Annotated in this window: 20 protein-coding genes; 1 reads left to right on the forward strand and 19 read right to left on the reverse strand. The window is 60.3% G+C overall.

The features are described from left to right. Window positions 1-290: 290 nt before the first annotated feature. From AC19YT_RS03505 to AC19YT_RS03595, 19 genes are all read right to left on the reverse strand, one after another. Window positions 291-1,097, reverse strand: a complete 807-nt coding sequence (locus AC19YT_RS03505) for an ABC transporter ATP-binding protein (RefSeq protein ID WP_095108534.1) — start codon at window positions 1,095-1,097, stop codon at window positions 291-293. 11 nt (window positions 1,098-1,108) lie between these two features. Further along, window positions 1,109-1,870: an ABC transporter permease gene (locus tag AC19YT_RS03510; RefSeq protein WP_095108533.1), complete on the reverse strand. Its 762-nt coding sequence runs from the start codon at window positions 1,868-1,870 to the stop codon at window positions 1,109-1,111. 9 nt (window positions 1,871-1,879) lie between these two features. Further along, a complete protein-coding gene (locus tag AC19YT_RS03515; RefSeq protein WP_095108532.1) occupies window positions 1,880-2,647 on the reverse strand; it encodes an ABC transporter permease in 768 nt (255 codons plus the stop codon). A 255-nt stretch (window positions 2,648-2,902) separates the two neighbouring features. Beyond that, window positions 2,903-5,170 (reverse strand): TonB-dependent receptor, encoded by a 2,268-nt coding sequence (locus tag AC19YT_RS03520; protein WP_500609731.1) that lies wholly within the window; start codon window positions 5,168-5,170, stop codon window positions 2,903-2,905. Between the two features lie 336 nt (window positions 5,171-5,506). Then, complete coding sequence (locus AC19YT_RS03525) at window positions 5,507-7,096, reverse strand: ABC-F family ATPase (RefSeq protein ID WP_095108530.1); 1,590 nt, start codon at window positions 7,094-7,096, stop codon at window positions 5,507-5,509. Between the two features lie 20 nt (window positions 7,097-7,116). Beyond that, window positions 7,117-8,310, reverse strand: a complete 1,194-nt coding sequence (locus tag AC19YT_RS03530) for a tyrosine-type recombinase/integrase (protein WP_500609732.1) — start codon at window positions 8,308-8,310, stop codon at window positions 7,117-7,119. 416 nt (window positions 8,311-8,726) lie between these two features. Beyond that, entirely contained in the window at window positions 8,727-9,905 is a 1,179-nt protein-coding gene (locus AC19YT_RS03535; RefSeq protein ID WP_500609803.1) for an RNA-directed DNA polymerase, read from the reverse strand. A gap of 211 nt (window positions 9,906-10,116) precedes the next feature. Then, window positions 10,117-10,500: a four helix bundle protein gene (locus AC19YT_RS03540; RefSeq protein WP_500609733.1), complete on the reverse strand. Its 384-nt coding sequence runs from the start codon at window positions 10,498-10,500 to the stop codon at window positions 10,117-10,119. A gap of 24 nt (window positions 10,501-10,524) precedes the next feature. Continuing rightward, entirely contained in the window at window positions 10,525-11,151 is a 627-nt protein-coding gene (locus AC19YT_RS03545; RefSeq protein ID WP_500609734.1) for an Lcl C-terminal domain-containing protein, read from the reverse strand. 60 nt (window positions 11,152-11,211) lie between these two features. Further along, window positions 11,212-11,820: an Lcl C-terminal domain-containing protein gene (locus AC19YT_RS03550; protein WP_500609735.1), complete on the reverse strand. Its 609-nt coding sequence runs from the start codon at window positions 11,818-11,820 to the stop codon at window positions 11,212-11,214. A 1-nt stretch (window position 11,821) separates the two neighbouring features. Further along, the gene (locus tag AC19YT_RS03555) at window positions 11,822-12,067 is read right to left on the reverse strand and encodes a hypothetical protein (RefSeq protein ID WP_500609736.1); all 246 of its coding nucleotides are present in this window, start codon (window positions 12,065-12,067) and stop codon (window positions 11,822-11,824) included. After that, window positions 12,064-12,546 carry a hypothetical protein gene (locus AC19YT_RS03560; protein WP_500609737.1) on the reverse strand — a complete coding sequence of 161 codons (483 nt, stop codon included), beginning with the start codon at window positions 12,544-12,546 and terminating at the stop codon, window positions 12,064-12,066. Before AC19YT_RS03560 ends, AC19YT_RS03555 begins: the two co-directional genes overlap by 4 nt. A gap of 73 nt (window positions 12,547-12,619) precedes the next feature. After that, entirely contained in the window at window positions 12,620-13,432 is an 813-nt protein-coding gene (locus AC19YT_RS03565; protein ID WP_500609738.1) for a DUF2303 family protein, read from the reverse strand. Window positions 13,433-13,479: 47 nt separating this feature from the next. Continuing rightward, window positions 13,480-13,830 carry a YfdP family phage-associated protein gene (locus AC19YT_RS03570; protein WP_500609739.1) on the reverse strand — a complete coding sequence of 117 codons (351 nt, stop codon included), beginning with the start codon at window positions 13,828-13,830 and terminating at the stop codon, window positions 13,480-13,482. Between the two features lie 59 nt (window positions 13,831-13,889). Then, window positions 13,890-14,132 (reverse strand): pyocin activator PrtN family protein, encoded by a 243-nt coding sequence (locus AC19YT_RS03575; RefSeq protein WP_500609740.1) that lies wholly within the window; start codon window positions 14,130-14,132, stop codon window positions 13,890-13,892. Further along, a complete protein-coding gene (locus tag AC19YT_RS03580; protein WP_500609741.1) occupies window positions 14,129-14,512 on the reverse strand; it encodes a hypothetical protein in 384 nt (127 codons plus the stop codon). The genes AC19YT_RS03575 and AC19YT_RS03580 overlap by 4 nt, the downstream gene beginning before the upstream one ends. Beyond that, complete coding sequence (locus AC19YT_RS03585) at window positions 14,509-14,784, reverse strand: hypothetical protein (RefSeq protein WP_500609742.1); 276 nt, start codon at window positions 14,782-14,784, stop codon at window positions 14,509-14,511. Before AC19YT_RS03585 ends, AC19YT_RS03580 begins: the two co-directional genes overlap by 4 nt. 11 nt (window positions 14,785-14,795) lie before the next feature. Then, window positions 14,796-15,377, reverse strand: a complete 582-nt coding sequence (locus AC19YT_RS03590; RefSeq protein ID WP_500609743.1) for a deoxynucleotide monophosphate kinase family protein — start codon at window positions 15,375-15,377, stop codon at window positions 14,796-14,798. Further along, complete coding sequence (locus AC19YT_RS03595; RefSeq protein ID WP_500609744.1) at window positions 15,374-15,571, reverse strand: hypothetical protein; 198 nt, start codon at window positions 15,569-15,571, stop codon at window positions 15,374-15,376. Before AC19YT_RS03595 ends, AC19YT_RS03590 begins: the two co-directional genes overlap by 4 nt. A 174-nt stretch (window positions 15,572-15,745) precedes the next feature. Between AC19YT_RS03595 and AC19YT_RS03600 the strand changes: the two genes are divergently transcribed. After that, window positions 15,746-16,390 (forward strand): hypothetical protein, encoded by a 645-nt coding sequence (locus AC19YT_RS03600; protein WP_500609745.1) that lies wholly within the window; start codon window positions 15,746-15,748, stop codon window positions 16,388-16,390. The last annotated feature ends 90 nt before the right edge of the window (window positions 16,391-16,480 follow it).

Genomic DNA, 16,480 nt, shown 5'->3' on the forward strand with positions numbered 1-16,480 from the left:
ATAGCGTCTATGATGGCGATAGAAAGTTGCTGGCCTACAAGTTTTTGCTGTTTCTGAGGCTGGAAAGTTAATTAAGTTTGGTTTTGTTGACCTGGGTCAATTTATATATAAGAAGTTGTGCTTGGAGTGTCGCCAAGTTTGCTCAGGCAATAACCGCCTCACGGTGGGGACGAGGTTGTGGGAGCGAGCCTGTTCGCGATAGCGGTGTAACAGACAGGCCGCTATCGCGAGCAGGCTCGCTCCCACAGGCAGTTCCCGCTACAGAGAGTCCTCCCACAGCCCTCTCGGGCTCAATGACCCACCAACTCCTCCAGCAATTGCTCCTTGTAGCCTTGCAGCACGGGCGATGCGCGGTCGCGGGGGTGGGGCAGGTCGACGTGGATCTGGCGCTTGATCCGCCCTGGGTGGGCGTCCATCACGATCACCCGGTCGCCTAGGTACAGGGCTTCTTCGATGTCGTGGGTGACCATGATGACCGTGCAGCGCTGTTGCACCCAGATGCGCTGCAACTCGTGCTGCAAGTGCACCCGGGTCAGGGCGTCGAGGGCGCCCAGAGGTTCGTCCAGCAGCAGCACTTTGGGTTTGTTGATAAGCGCCCGGGCAATGGCCGCGCGCTGCGCCATGCCGCCGGAGAGCTGGTGCGGGTAGGCGTCGGCGAAGCCGTCGAGGTTGACCAGGGCAATGTGCTCGGCCACCAGGCGCGCCTTCTCGGCCTGGGGCAGGGCGTGGTTTTTCAGGGCCAGGGCGATGTTCTGGGCCACGCTCATCCAGGGGAACAAGCGGTGGTCCTGGAACACGATGCCGCGCTCCAGGCTGGTGCCGGTAATGAGCGCGCCGTCGAGGCGGATCTGCCCCTCGTACTCGGCCTCCAGGCCCACGATCAGGCGCAGTAGGGTGGATTTGCCGCAACCGCTGGCGCCGACAATGCTGACGAACTCGCCGGGGCGCACGTCCAGCTCGATGTCGGCAAGCACCGGCAGGGCCTTGCCCTGCAGGCGGTAGGTCTTGTTCAGGCCACGGACCTGCACGGCGCCGCTGGCGGCGGCCAGCGCGGCAGGTGCGCCGGTGTGTGTGGCGAATGGGGCGATGGCGTTCATGGGCAGGCCTCTCAACGGGTCGGGCGCCAGCGCAGCAGGTGGCGGCTCAAACGGGTAAACAACAGGTTCATCACATAACCGAGCAGGCCGATGCACAGCACGCACAGCACGATCACCTCCATGCGCGAGCCGGCCTCGGCGTTCATCATCAGGTTGCCCAGGCCGGCACCGGAGGCCAGGAACAGCTCGCTGCCCACCGCTGTCACCCAGGCAAACGCCAGTGCATGCAGCACCCCGGTGCACAGGCTCGGCAGTGCGGCGGGCCACAGCACATGGACAAACTGCTGGCGGCGGCTAAGCACCAGCACCTGGCCCACCTCGCGGTAGCGCTGCTCGACGTGATGAAAACCCTGGTAGGTGTTGAGCGCCATGGGGTAGAACGCGGCGAGGGAGACGATCAGCACCTTGGAAAACTCGCCATTGCCGAACCACATGGCGATCAGCGGGATCCAGCCGAGCATCGGTACCTGGCGGATCGCATGAAACAGCGGCCCGATCAAGCGATTGGCCCGTGCCGACAGGGCCATGGCCACCCCCAGCGCGACGCCGGCGACAATGCCCACGGCCAGGCCGGTGCAGGTGCGGGCGAGGCTGGCGAGCAGGTTGACCAGCAACTCGCCGTTGCCCAGCAGTTCCAACAGGGCGGCGCCGATGGTCGATAGCGGTACAAAGGCGTAGGCCCCGGCGGCGTCCTGGCGCGAGGCGTATTCCCAGGCGCCGAGCAACAGCAGCGGCAGCAAGAGCCCGCGGGTTCTTTCAAGCAATGTGGGCATCAGCGCCTCCTAGCGGGTTTGCCAGCGCAACAAGCGCTGTTCGAGGGTGCGAAAGGAAAAATCCAGGGCAAAACCGACGACGCCGGTGACCACCACCCCGACCATCACGATGTCGATGCGCAGCATCTGCCGGCTCATCTCGATCATCTGCCCCAGGCCGCTGTCGGCCGCCAGCAACTCGGTGGCCACCAGCACCACCCAGGCGCGGGTCAGGCTGATGCGCAGGCCGGTGATGATCGGCGGCGTGGCGGCGGGCAGGGCGATGCGCCAGACGAACGTGGGCCAGGGCAAGCGATACACCTGGGCCACCTCGAAATAGCTGCGCGGGATCGCCCGTACCCCTTCGCTGGCGGCCAGCGCCACGGGAAAGAACGCGGCCTTGGCGACGATGATGATCTTGAAGGTTTCGTCGATGCCAAACAGCAACACGAACATCGGGATCAGGGCGATGCTGGGGATCTGGCGCAGGGTGTGGAACAGCGGCCCGCAATAGGCGTCGACGGTTTTCGACAGCGCCATCAACACCCCCAACCCCAGGCCACCGAGGGCGCCAAAGACAAAGCCCAGGCCCAGGCGCGACAGGCTGCTGTGCAGGTGTTCTTGCAGTTCGCCACTGGCCAGCAGCTCGGCGAAGGTCTGCACCACCGCCAGCGGCGGCACCAACAGGTTGCGCGGGAACACACCGGCGGCCGCCACCGCCGCCCATAGGGCAAGCAGGGCCAGGGGCGAGATCAGCCAGGTCAGGGCAAGCAGTAAACGGCGAGGGCGATTGGGCATGGTCAGCCTTAAATGAGCGAAGTACCGGGGGGGCTATCGCAAGAGCTGTGCCAGGGCCGTGTACCTATGGCCCTGTGGGAGCAGGCTCGCCCGCGATTGCACGGTGTCAGCGGCCAAAGTGGGGAACTGGCCGGCCGCTATCGCGGGCGAGCCCGCTCCCACACATAGCGGGAGGGGGCCGCGACTGCTGCTGGAGCAACACCCCATCAGCAGCCCGTCACCAGGCCCGCGTGCTACCTACAAATAGCCAGGAAATCAGAACCGGCTCGTCACACTCAGGCCCACGGTGCGCGGGTCGCCGTAGGTGATGACGTACTGGCCGACCGGGCCGTTGGGCCGCCCGTGCACCTGGTAGCGGCGGTCGGTGACGTTGTTGACAAACCCCGTGACGCTGAGTTTTTCGTCCGGGCTGAACCAGGTCAGGCGCGTGTTGGCCAAGGTGTAGTGGGGTTGGTTGAGGGTTTTGTCGGCACCGCCACCCTGGCGGTCGGCGAGGAAGAATTCCTTGTCGCGGTAGCTGACGTCGCCGCCGGCCACCAGTTTGCCGCCCACCTGCAGGGGGATGGTGTAGTCGGCGCCCAGGGCCACCACATGGCGCGGCGAGCGCACGAAGCGGTTGCCGCTGTAGTCGCCGGTGACGGCGCCGGTGTTGGGGTTGGTGTTCTTGAAATCGGTGTATTCGGTGTCCAGGAACGACACCGCCGCGCGCAGGTGCAGGTAGTCGGTGGGTTGGCCTTCGAGTTCCAGCTCCGCGCCCTTGACCTTGCCCTTGGCGCCGTTGGTGAGGGCCGTGGTGAGCACGCCGTTGTTGACGGTCAGCAGGTTGACCTGAATGTCGCTGTAGTCGTAGTAGAAAATGTTCGCGTTGGCGCTCAGGCGATTGTTGAACCACTCGGACTTGACGCCGATTTCGTAGGCGTCCAGTTGCTCCGGATCCACCGAGGTCAGCTGCGCGAGGCTGGTGGACAGCCCGGTGTTGAAGCCGCCGGAACGAAAACCGTGGGCGTAGCGCAAAAACACCCGCACGTTGTCGTTGATCCGGTATTCGGGCGTGAGGTCGTAGGTCCAGGCTTCCCAGGTTTTGTTGTCCTCGCGGCTGCCGTTGCTGCCAGCGGCGCTCAGGGGGATCAACGGGCCGTTGGCGCTGGCGCGGGTCAGTTGGGTGAGGTTGAGGTCGATGTCTTTCTTTTCCTGGGTCCAGCGCAGGCCACCGGTGACGGTGAAGTTGTCGGTGAAGTCGTAGGTCAGGTTGCCGAACAGCGCGTAGCTGTCGGTTTGGTGGTCGTAGTTGAGGTCACGAAAAACCGTGGCGCCGCCTGTTTGGTTGGAGCCGCTGCCATTGGGCGTCGGGCCTGGGGTGATGGTGCGCACGCTGCTGCTGTCCAGGTCTTCGTGGAAGTAGTGGGCGCCCACCAGCCAGCGCAGGGTTTCCTGCTGGGGCGAGGCCAGGCGCAGCTCCTGGGAATACTGGGTGTATTGGTTGTCGTTGTCGGCGGCGCCGTTGACTTCGTAGGGCGTGTAGTCGGCGTCGCTCACCGACTGCCCGCGGAGGTGGTCGTAGGCGCTGATGGCGGTGAGGGTGTAGTCCCCCAGGTTCCAGTTGAGGGTCAGGGAAGTGCCGTCGTGGTTGAGCTTGGCGTCTTCGTCCACGTTCAGGTCGTTGTCGCGGCCATGGGGGCGCTGGTAGCCGACGTTGTAGTAGCGGCCCACCGGCAGCGAGCCGTTGCTGCCGTCGCCCTTGTGTTCGCGGCTGTGGATTTTCAGCAGGGCTTGCAAGTCCGGGTTGAGCTGGGCGAGGAACTGCACGCGCACGGCTTTTTTGTTGACGTCGCCGTAGCTGTGGTCGTCATCGAGGTTCTTCTGGAAGCCGTCGCGCTCCTCGGAGTACAGCGCCACCCGCGCCGCCAGGCGTTCGTCCACCAGGGCACCGCCGAGGGCGCCGCTGAGGATGCGTTCGTTCTTGCTGCCAACACCGAGCGTGCCGTAGCCGTCGGTGTCGAAGGTGGGTTTTTTTGAGATCACATTGACCGCGCCGGCCGTGGTGTTCTTGCCGTACAGGGTGCCTTGGGGCCCGCGCAGGATCTCGATGCGTTCCAGGTCGAACAGCGGGCCGCCCCCGGCAATCGGCGCGTTGAGGTACACGTCGTCGGCATAGATGCCCACCGGGAACACCGTGGCCGCGCCGGTATCGCCGGTGCCCAGGCCACGGATGTACCAGCGCGGGCGGCCGTCGCCGTCGGGGTTCTTCGCCGAGGCGTTGGGAATGAACGTGGTGATATCGCCCATGGCGCGCACGCCGTCGGCGGTGATACGGGTGCCCTGCACGGCGGACACGGCCACCGGCACTTCCTGCAAGGTTTGCTCGCGGTGCTGGGCGGTCACGGTCACGGTTTTGAGTGCCGGCTCGCTGCTTGCCGCGTCACTGCCCAGCGCCTCGGCGGCCAGCGTCAGATCGCTGGCCGCGCCCCCGGCCAACAACAGGCTGAGCCACAGGCCCTTGGTAATCGGATTAAGTTGGTGCATGTCTGTCTCCCCCGGAAAAAATTCACTGAAGGGGCTAGAGCAGAGATCGTGCCAAGGGAAAAATGGCTGTTTTTTGAGCCGGCTATTGGGTGATAAGCAACTGATAAATAATGCTTTTACTGGTTTCTAGAAACGTTGTGGCGAAGCCTTTGGCCCTCAGCAAATCCAACAGCCACTGCTTGCCCACTGTTGCTGGAGCAACAACCCGGCCACCCCAGACGCAAAAAGCCCTGTCACCAGGACAGGGCTTTCGTGGAGCCGCAAGCTTCTAGCTTTTAGCTGCAAGTTGCGCGCGGCGAGCCAAGAGCTTACCGCTTAAGGCTTGTCGTGGCTGGCCTAGATCAGCACACCTTGGCTACGCAGGTAGTCGTCATAGGTGCCGCTGAAGTCGATCACGCCGCTTGGGCTCAGCTCGATGATGCGCGTGGCCAGGGACGAAACGAACTCGCGGTCGTGGCTGACGAAAATCAGCGTGCCGGGGTAGTTCTCCAGCGCCAGGTTGAGCGCCTCGATCGATTCCATGTCCAAGTGGTTGGTCGGTTCGTCCATCACCAGCACGTTGGGCTTTTGCAAAATCAGCTTGCCGAACAGCATGCGGCCTTGCTCACCACCGGAGATGACCTTGACCGACTTGAGGATCTCGTCGTTGGAGAACAGCATGCGGCCCAGGGTGCCGCGTACCAGTTGCTCGCCGCCCTGGGTCCAGCGACCCATCCAGTCGAACAGGCTCGACTCGTCTTCGAAGTCCGAGGCGTGGTCCTGGGCGTAGTAGCCGATTTCGGCGGCGTCGGTCCATTTCACCGAACCGGCATCCGGGCTCAGCTCATTGACCAGGGTGCGCAGCAGGGTGGTCTTGCCAATACCGTTGGGGCCGATGATCGCCACGCGCTCGCCGGCTTCGACGGTGAAGCTGAAATCCTTGAACAGGGGCTTGCCGTCAAAACCCTTGGCCATGCGCTCGACGATAACGGCCTGGCGGTGCAGCTTCTTGTTCTGCTCAAAGCGAATGAACGGGCTGACCCGGCTCGATGGCTTGACTTCGGCCAGTTGGATCTTGTCGATCTGTTTGGCGCGGGACGTGGCCTGCTTGGCTTTGGAGGCGTTGGCCGAGAAACGGCTGACGAACGATTGCAGTTCGCTGATCTGGGCCTTCTTCTTGGCGTTGTCCGAGAGCAATTGCTCACGCGACTGGGTAGCCACGGTCATGTACTCGTCATAGTTGCCCGGGAACAGGCGCAACTCGCCGTAGTCCAGGTCAGCCATGTGGGTGCACACGCTGTTGAGGAAGTGACGGTCGTGGGAAATGATAATCATCAGGCTGTTGCGCTGGGTCAGCACGTTTTCCAGCCAGCGGATGGTGTTGATGTCCAGGTGGTTGGTCGGCTCGTCGAGCAGCAGCACTTCCGGGTCCGAAAACAGCGCCTGGGCCAGCAACACACGCAGCTTCCAGCCTGGCGAGACTTCGCTCATCGGGCCCAGGTGCTGCTCGATGCCGATGCCCAGGCCCAGCAGCAGTTCGCCGGCGCGGGACTCGGCGGTGTAGCCGTCCATCTCGGCGAACTCGGTTTCCAGCTCGGCCACGGCCATGCCGTCTTCTTCGGTCATTTCCGCCAGCGAGTAGATGCGATCGCGCTCGGCCTTGACCTTCCACAGCTCCTCGTGGCCCATGATGACGGTGTCGATCACGGTGAATTCTTCGTAGGCGAACTGATCCTGGCGCAGCTTGCCCAGGCGCACGTTCGGCTCCAGCATGACCTGGCCGCCGGACGGCTCGAGGTCGCCGCCGAGGATTTTCATGAACGTCGACTTGCCGCAACCGTTGGCGCCGATCAGGCCATAACGGTTACCTGCACCAAACTTGACCGAGACGTTCTCGAACAACGGCTTGGCGCCGAACTGCATCGTGATGTTAGCTGTGGAGATCAATTACCTTACCTTTCAATAGCTTATGGAGCGCTTATTGGATCTGGGACCAATTTGGGACCAAGTTGGAGTTTTTCAAGCTCACTCCAATCCGAGCTTGAGTTGATCCATCGCGCATAGGTCGACAGCAGCATCTGCACGCTATGGCCGAGCTGCTGGGATATAAAAGCGGGATTCATGCCAGACATTATGCATATTGTCGCATAGGTGTGACGACAGTTGTACGGCGGTCTGTACCGGACCCCGAGCGCAGAAAGTGTCGGGCCCCACTGTTTATGGAGGTCAGATGTCTGTTTGACGTACTCGCTGTTCTTCGAGGGAGGGAATACATAGGGGGTTTCGAGTATCTTTCCCGAGCCTTTTTTCCGACGTTCTGCATAGGACTTGGCAAATTCCAGAGCGTGCAGTGCTCGTTCGTTGAGCAAAACGAACCGATCCCCGCCGGTCTTTGTACGTTCCACCACTTCCCCCAGGGCAATGCCGCGACAAACGTGGGCGGTCCTTTTCTCAATGCTCACCGCATCCCACCGCAACGCCAGGGCTTCGGATAGTCGCATGCCCGTAAAAAACACAAACTCGAAAAAAGCTGCGTAGATTGTGCTCGGCCAGTGATCGTGCTGGTACATCTTCTCGATGATGGTGTTGGCCTCCTCTTGTGTGAAGGGGTCTATTTCTTTCTTGCTGCGTTTCGGCAGCTCAATAAGGGCGGCTGGGTTCTTGGCCATAAATTCTTCAGCCACCGCTGACTTGAGAATTGTGGAGAGCTTGATAATGGCGTTGCGCTTTACTGCCGGCGATGACCACTTGATGGACGCAATCGTCCTGCGCAGGAGCGTGGTGGTGATGAGGTCGATCCGAACCAAAGCCAGAGTAGGCATCCAATACAGGTTCAGTGCTCCGGTGTAGTTGCCCTTTGTTCCTTTGACGACCGCACGGCTGTCCAACCAGAGTTGGGCATACTCACCAAAGTTGATCTTTCCACCGGCAATCTGGCTGGAGTTGGGGAACAGCTCGGCGTATTTGTCGTCGTCGAGCAGCCCCAATTTAATTAGGTTGATTACCTGATTACTAACCTGTGCGGCTGATTTGATCCCTTTCGGTGTCGCGGGATAGGGGAATGTTTCACTGCGCCGGATGCCGTTCCACCTGAATCGGAAGCGGATTGAGCCGTGGTGGATGTCCAATCCAGGGGGGAAACCCACTGACTTTCGAGCCATTCGTAGTATCTCCTGACGCTATAGATGATGCGGCTCTCGTGTTTATTCCAGACCCCCATCGGGATTTGTTTGCGTGCACGTTTTGAGCGCAGTGCTGCAATGGTTGTCCCAAGTATTTCCGCCATCTTGGCTTCGGGTACTTTGTCGCCGAGATAGGCGTCAGGGCGTTGCTCTGCTGCTGTCATGATGGCTACCTCTGCCCTGGTCGGGCGATGATTGCTCCTTGCCGCGCGCGTCGGCAGAAGGTGTTTGTTGGGTGATATTGCTGCGGCGTGCGAGCCCTTCGGCCTGGCGCAGCCTGCTGCATTGTTCATGGTTGCCGTGCGCTCGCGACTTATTGCACTTGTCGCAGATGGTGACCAGGTCGAGGGGTGGCATTTGCCCGCGGCGTATACGTACGGTTCGGCGAAGGGCTGTCATATCGCCCCCTTGTAGGTTTTGGTCAACAATGCATTCACGGTTTTGCCGCGCATCAATACGGCCTTTGCCAGCTTGCGGCGATCGGTATGGCTGTGGGTGGCCTGGGTGAGTAGGCCGAAGTAGCTGTTGGCGACTTCGGTCAACTGGCCCTTGGGGGCTGTAGCCACTCGTTTCAGCGCATAGTCAACGGTGCGGCGGCGGGTGGTGCGGTGCCAAGGCTTGATTACTTGGCCGACAAAGTCCACGCCGCGGCTGATAGGTTGTTGAATGGTTTTGCTGGGGTTCAGGCGAACACCCAGTTGCTCAGGCAGAAAAACGGTGAGTTCTTTCAGCCAGGCACTGAGCTGTTCTGATGATTCATGCAGCAGCACGAAGTCATCGACGTAGCGGATGTAATGCCGTGCATGCAGCTGGTGCTTCACATGCTGGTCGAGGGTATCGAGGTACAGGTTCGCAAAGAACTGGCTGCTCAGATTGCCGATTGGCAGGCCGAGGTAGCTTGGTTGGCTTGCCAGGCGTTTGTGCTGCGGCACTCGATTGACCAGGCGTGGGGTGCTGTGAAGGCGGTAATTTTCCCTTGGGTCGTGCATCAGGATCCGCTGAGCCAAGTCCAGCCACATCGGCTCCTTGATGCGGGCTGCTAACTGTTGATTGAGCACCCGCTTATCAATGCTGACGAAGAAGTTGGCCAGGTCGCATTTCAGGTAGTGCGCTGGCTGGCTCCAGTTCTGGGTGATGCTCCGGATCTTGCCCTCCAGTCGTTGCACGGCGTAGAGCGTTCCGCGGCCCGTGATACAGGCGCAGCTATCGGCAATAAAGGAGCGCTCAATGCGCGGGCCGATGTGGTTGTAGAGCAGGTGGTGTACGATGCGATCGCGAAAGTCGGCCGCCCAGACTTCTCTTGGTTTCGGGTGCGTCACCACGAAACAAATAGAGGGGCCTGGCCGGTAGCTGCGGTCAATCAACTCTGTATGGAGTTGCATGAGATTGCGCTCCAGGTTGAGCTCAAATGCCAGGGCGTTCCGACTGCTGCGCTTGTTGCGCCGGCAATCGAGGTAGGCCTGCACCAAAGCCTCAAAAGAAAAATCAGCATGGCCTGCTACAGCGGATGTATCTGCGGACGGCACGGGCCCGACGGGCGTTGTCCTTGTGGTCGTTGTTCTGGTTGCCATCATCGAAGTTCTGGATCCACGCGTTGTTCGGGCTGTACTGCGCCAAGTCGTGCTATCTACGTCAGCCTGCCGAAGACCAGGGCCGATCAGCGGGTCAACTGCGCAGGGCCTGCACGGATGCATTCCGGCGGTTCCCTTGGTGCGCATGGCGGTGGCCAGAAAGGCCAGCGGCACGACCAGATTCAAAATCACACAGGCTTGAGCGCCTTGACGCTCAAGCAGCAGGCGACGTTGCGGCATGTTTTTTCCACCCAGTGGCCTGACGTCCAAGAGGATCAGTTATCTCTATTGCCCTGGAGTAGTGCTTGGTGCTTATCACACGCTTATCCACCGCGAGGCGCAGCATCAGCTCAATGATCTGGATATGCTCCAGAAGCTTGCTGATGTGTTGCACCCGGTCAGTGCCAGTGGTTACGTTGGCCCTGAAAATCAGGGTGACCACGTCGAAGCATTCAATCAGCACCTTCTCGCCAAGGGTCCGCTTCCAGTCGCGCGGCATGTTCTTGGTGAGGTCGGCTGCCAGGCTGGCAAGATCACTGGCCAACTTGTAGATCGGTAATTGGTGGTGTAAGGCCATGCTGAAAAACTCGCGGAACACGGGCTACGCCCGTGCCCCTAAGGGTTAAAGGGGTGAAGTGGTAACGACTCTGCGGACGGCACGGGCCCGACGGGCGTGGCCCTTGTGGCCGGTGCCCTGGGTGCCACCATCGAAGTTCTGGATCCACGCGGTGCCCGGGCTGTACTGCGTGCTGCTCAGGTACCACGCCTTATCAAACAGCTCTGGCACTGACGCGTAGCACAGCGCCAGTTCGGAAAGGGCGGGTAGGTACCAGTCGCTGTAACCCTCTATCGTCTGAGCTGTAATCCAGTCAGCGGCAGGGTGATCGTTCGACGAGCTGAGCATCGCCCTGGTGTTGGCCGCGCCGTCTCGCTGATGGGTTGCGCCTTTCAGGTCGTCGCCTGATGGTCCCCAGGTTGCGGAATCGATCTGGCCGTACTCTTTGTTGGAGACGACCAGGGGATAGTCAGGCTGACCGTCTTCGCCACGCGTCAGGCCCACATAAATGCCGCCTTGTTCGGGCCAGTGCTGCCCGATACTCGGTGTACCGTAAGCTCGGCAGAGTTGCGCCGTTGCAAATGGCTGGGCGGCGGGCAGGCCTGACAGCTTTTCCAGGATTTGATGGATCAGGTGTGGATCTGAGGACTCTACGTTAGTTTCGCCCGACTCCAGCCGATAGAGATTTGACATGGTGATAGCCTCAAAAAATTGCGCTAACCGCGCTACGCGCGGTATCAATGACTGAAGTGGTTAAGGGGTAACCTTCACTCTGCGGACGGCACGGGCCCGACGGGCGAGGCCCTTGCGGTCGAAGTCCTGGCTGCCAACACCGAAGTGCTGGAACCACGCGAGGTTCGGGCTGTACTGCGTGCTGCTCAGGTACCAGTCATTATTGAACGCCTCTACACCGCCTGCCTGAAACGCGTGCGCAAGTGTTTGGTGCGGGCTTTGCTCTGTGTATGGGTAGCCGGTGGGCACGCTGCTGGGGTTATCACCGTCTCGGAAACTCGCCCAGTTTTCTTGGGTGGAGGGCTTGAGGCTTCGGTAGCAAAGTTCAAGCTCGTCGCGGCTCGGCAGGTACCAGTCGTTGTGGTCGTTGATGACCAGATCGAGTATCTGGGCGGCGACATCGCTACCGGCTTTTTCCATGCCGCGGGTGTTGCTTAGACCGTCGTTGAAGGTGCGGGCCTCTGCAACGTCCTGGCCGCATTTGCCCCAGTAGACGCTGGCGATCTCACCTTCGTTTTTGGGGGAGACAACCAAGGCGTACTCGCAGTCATCACACTGGAAGCGCGCAACATAAAAGCCACCAGCAAAGGGGGTGCCGGAGATGGATGGGATGATGTTGGTCGTTGTCATGTCAAATGTCCTCGGCGAGAGTGCTGGAGTGGCCCAGGCAGTGGCCCTTGCTGTTGTGGTTGTCGCAGCCAAGCGGTATGGCCTCAAAACCTTGACTGGCGAGGTCGATGGCGTGGGCCAGAACCTGTTCGCCCGTCATGGGCTTGCCGCTGTCAGCGTGTTTGAGTACGCCATCCAGTTGCCGTGGGGTGCGAGCGAGGCGGATCACGCCGTTGGGGATGTCGAGACAGCAGTGATAGGTCGTCATGCCGCTTCTCCTGGCTGTCCGGTGTTCGCGGTACCAATGAAGCGGCTGGCTAGCTGGACGAACTGCTGCTTTTGAACTTTTGCTCGGTGCTGGATAGGTTCGGTGCCGACCATGGGTTGCCAGGTTTGCAAAGCCAGGTCGAGGGTCTGGACGATCCCGTGCAGCAGGGCATGGTCGCTAATGGTGAAGGCGGATGCCTTAAGGTTCTGGATCTGAATGTCTTGCAGGTTTAGCTTCTGCTGGGCCTCTGCGAGTGTTGCCATCAGTTCCGACTTTTCGGTTTGGTGTTTGCGCCGATGGCGTACCAGGTCGAGATTGAGCGCTTCGATTCGGGTGCTCTGCAGCGTGAGCCCGGCTTGGTGTCCTAAGGCGTAGCCGTTGGCCGTTGCGTGAAGTAAGGCCTTGCGGATGTAGTAGGCCAGGGCAATGAAGCCTAAGGCCATTCCTACAACGATGATCGCGATGTGTTGTGCGTGCATGTGCTGTGCTCCTCGCTAGAACCCGCCGCCGGAATACTGGTGAGAGGACGGCGGCGGGGTGTTGCAGTGGTGGTTAACCCAGGTTGAAGCTACCGATGGTCAGGGTCGCGGCGCCGCCTACTTCTTTTTGCACGACGTCCTTGAATTCCTGGGCCAGGTCTTCGCGCAGTTGCTCTTCACCAATCCAGCGCAGGCGCAGCGCAGGTTTGTCGCCGCCAGTTAGGACGGCGACGCGCAGACGGATGGTTTGGGTGTTGAGCCCTTCATATGGCTGCGTGGTAAACAGGAATTCAGCAGGCAGACCCTCGGCAGATTTGGCTTCGATCTGATCCATTGCAGAGCGGGAGGCACTCATGTCGCCGACAACGTGCTCGCTCTTGCGGGCTTGCTCGATGCTGATCGAGCGAATCGCGGCCGCTGCTCTACGCAGGTCAACGTAAGCATCGTTAGGGTCCAGGGCCTTGAGGTTGGGTGCCCAGTCCTCGATCCAATCGCTCAGATCTTTCTGTGCGAAGGTAGTGCTTGCGGCGCGTTCCAGGGCTTTGAACGCGGCCGTTTTCTTGAGGGTCAGTGTCGCAGTGTGGTCGCCATGGCCTGGGGCAACGATATCGCCCAGGTTGAAGTACACCGAGCAGGACATGTCGTCTGCATTAACGAACCCAGCCGCAGTGATGTCTTCGTTCTCGCGCATCACGTAGTTGCCGAAGTCGAGCAGCGAGTGAGTGTGCAGCGCGCCACGAAAGCGGCTACGGCCTGCCTGGAATTTTTCGATGCTGTGGATCTTCTGGTCAGACGGCAGCACCAGCGTAGGGGTGAAAGTATCAAGCGGCTTGGCGTAAGCCAGTACGGCGGTGTCTTGGATCAGTTGAATTGCTTTGGCTTCCATTGGATCGACTTCCTATTGGTGAGAGGTATGGAGTTGAATGGCTTGATTTAGAGCTGCGCGTGAACCGGTGCGGCGTCTTTGCTGAACAGTTGCCCGGCGCGTGGTGCCTCGGCAAAGAGGGTTAGGCGGCCACCCTCGTTGACGTGCATGGGCGTATCGAGCGTGGTGTCTTCGCTCCGGCTACCGCGCTTGGTCGGTACCTTGTAGGCGAGTTTGTGGTTGACGGTGACCTGGTGGCTGTCAGCGATCTGCTTGAGCGTGAAGGTCAGGGTGACCGACCCGACTTTTCCGTTGTCGACAACGCCTGCTGCTACCTCGGAGAGGGCGTGGCCGATCTGGTTGGCGAATACGCCGGCGTTGAGCTCGCTAATGAACTCGGTGGTATCTGTAGCTTTCATGTGCTGTGCCTCATTGAGTGCGAGTTGTTTACCCCTGGACGGCAGGGGCCACCGTTGAATCAGGCCGCCTGCTGTTGCGCTTGAGCGTCCAGGTAGGTGGCCAGGTCGTGCAGGTACACCACGCGCTGGGCGCGCACTGACGGGTGCAGCTTCTTTACGATCAGCTTGATGCGTCCCCTCTTGATCTCGGCCAGCAGGTGCCGGTCGGTTCGGATGTGCGGGAAGTACTCCAGGCGCACGGCTGTCAGCGTTGGGCATGGGGTTGCGAACTGGCGGCGCAGTTGTTCGAGCGTGGCGCTCATGGACCGGCCTCCCCATACCCCACCTCTGGGGGCAGCAACTTGAGGCGGATCAGCTCGGCTAGCCCTTCCTTGCTCGCGCCCGCCGCGACGGCGCACACCTGGCCGTGTTCGTCTGCCACAACGGCGCCATAGGGCGTTTTGGGCGAATTAGTAGGGGTGACATAGGCGGTTTGCCCAGGGCGGATCACGTCGTTCACGCAGCGGAATACATCGGCCAGTTCAAGCGCGTGGCAAGGCACGTTCCCTAACAGAGCAACGGATTCACTCGCGGCGCCGAGAAGGTTCGCGCGGCTGACAATGCCCGGGCTGTTCAGGTAGATCGGTACCAGTTGCAAGGTGCCCATGGCATGGGTGTACGCGTTGACGTAGTTGGTTCTCATGCGGCGGCGTCCTTGTGCGTGATGGTGATGCCAAGTTTTTTCGCCAACCACTGCACCCCGGCCTCGGTGACCATCACCACGGCGTAGTGCTTGAAGCGGTTGGTCTTGCCGATCTGGACGCAGCGCGGATCTGAGAACAGGTGCCCGCCGTCACGGTGGTGGCTGGCAAGGTCGCCGCTCTGGGTCAAGATGCGCAGGTCGCGGAGCTTGGCGCGGAACGCCCGGGGCTTTAGCCCCAGCACGGCCGCTGTTTGGTCCAGGGTGCGGTTCATGGCAGCGGGCCTCAGGCTGAGAGCTGTTCGGTGCGTTGATGGCGCTCGCGAATCATGAGGAACACTTCATCCAGCGAGCGCAGGAACTCGTCAATCGTGCCGTTGTTGCGCAGGATCAGATCGTCCTTGCGAACACCTACACCGGCCTCGCTGATGTGTGGGTTCACCGCTTGCGCGTCGTTGCGGGCGATGTGAATGACGGTGCCGCCCCGGCGTCGAATGAGGTGCGCCTCGTTTTCAAAGCGCACGTCGCTGATGACGAAACCGAGCACCGCGCCCAGAGCGTTGGTCATGTAGTCGAGGTTTTGCGTGGCAAGCTTCACCCAGATATCCGGGTGAACGGTGTTACGCGCCCACTCAGTGCCCATTGATTGCATCAGTTGGCGAGGAGAGCGCTCAAGCCAAGCCAGTGGTTGTTCCTTGCGGTCGCCTTCAAAATCGGTCGGGTCGAGGTTGAAGATCGCCATCAGGCCGTCGCGGAGCGGGTCAGCGAAGGCGTAGTGCTCCAGCAGGTATGTGCCCACCAGGTATTCGGCGGCAGTAGTTTTGCCAGAGCGAGCACGTCCGGTGAGGCCAATCAGGAGCGGCTTCATGCGGCGTTACCCCCGAATGGGCCCTGGTCGTCGACCTGTGGCAGTGGGGGGGTGGCCATGATGCGGTGGCCGGTGCTGACGATTACCAGCAGGCCGGTACGCCGCTGGATGGCTTCCACTGCGGCGGGGCTGGTGCAGACCGCTGGGTGTAGATACACCGGGCAGCGGGTAGGGCTGTGCTGTGTGGTTTGCATGTCTCGTACTCTTGGTGAGAGGGGTACGAGATAAAAGTTAGCAACGGCTAATGTTTATTGCAATAGCGAACGCTAACTTATTTTTTCTGTAATGCAAAAATGCACCTCGCGAAGGTTGTTGTGTAGGGGGTGGCAAAGGCAGGGAGGGCGGGGTATTGATGTATTGAGGGGGTGTTGCTTGTCGGTATGGGTGATGGGGATTTTTTGCTAGGCTACTTACTTTCTGAGCTACTGGATCAAATGGATATGATTACGCGAACTCTGCTTCTTGCGCTAATTCTGGTACCCGTCGTCTCAGCTCAAGCAGCCAAGAAGGTTGCAGCAGATGAGGAGTTTGAGTACTTGATTCCGGAGGATTGGGAATCGAAGAAAAACGAACCTCAAGCGCCTCGAACCTTGGAGCTTACTCCCAACTCCCTTCGAGCAGGTTTAGTCAAACACTTGAGAGAGGTTCCGCAGTGCGCATCCGCGAAGCTTGGCAAGGCGCACTCTATGAAGGAAGGCCAGGTAGTTTATCAAGAGCTTAAACAGGGTGGTGCTGAGGTCGATATTTTTCTGGATGTTGCCGAGACGGGAAAAATAACCAACGCCAAGTTCACCGGACCGAAAGGGGCTAAGGATGATCCGCAGTTACGTCTCATGATGTGTTCGACCTACGCGATCATGCGCACGCTTCAACCTAATCTTGAGTCCTCGGAGGCCGCAAGCGAAAGCATGAAAACTGCGTGGGTGCGAGCTGAAAAAGAACCCTTCAAAATGGCGTTCTATTTCAATAACATCAAAACGCAGTTTGTCCCATTTGAAATGAACGTGTTCTAACGCTTCGGGGCGGCCGAAGGCCCCATAAATTGGCATCCTTACAGGATGGAAAAGCGCCGCTATCCCTTCACGGGAATAGCGGCGTTCTTT

It is taken from the genome of Pseudomonas sp. MF08875 (assembly GCF_059862525.1).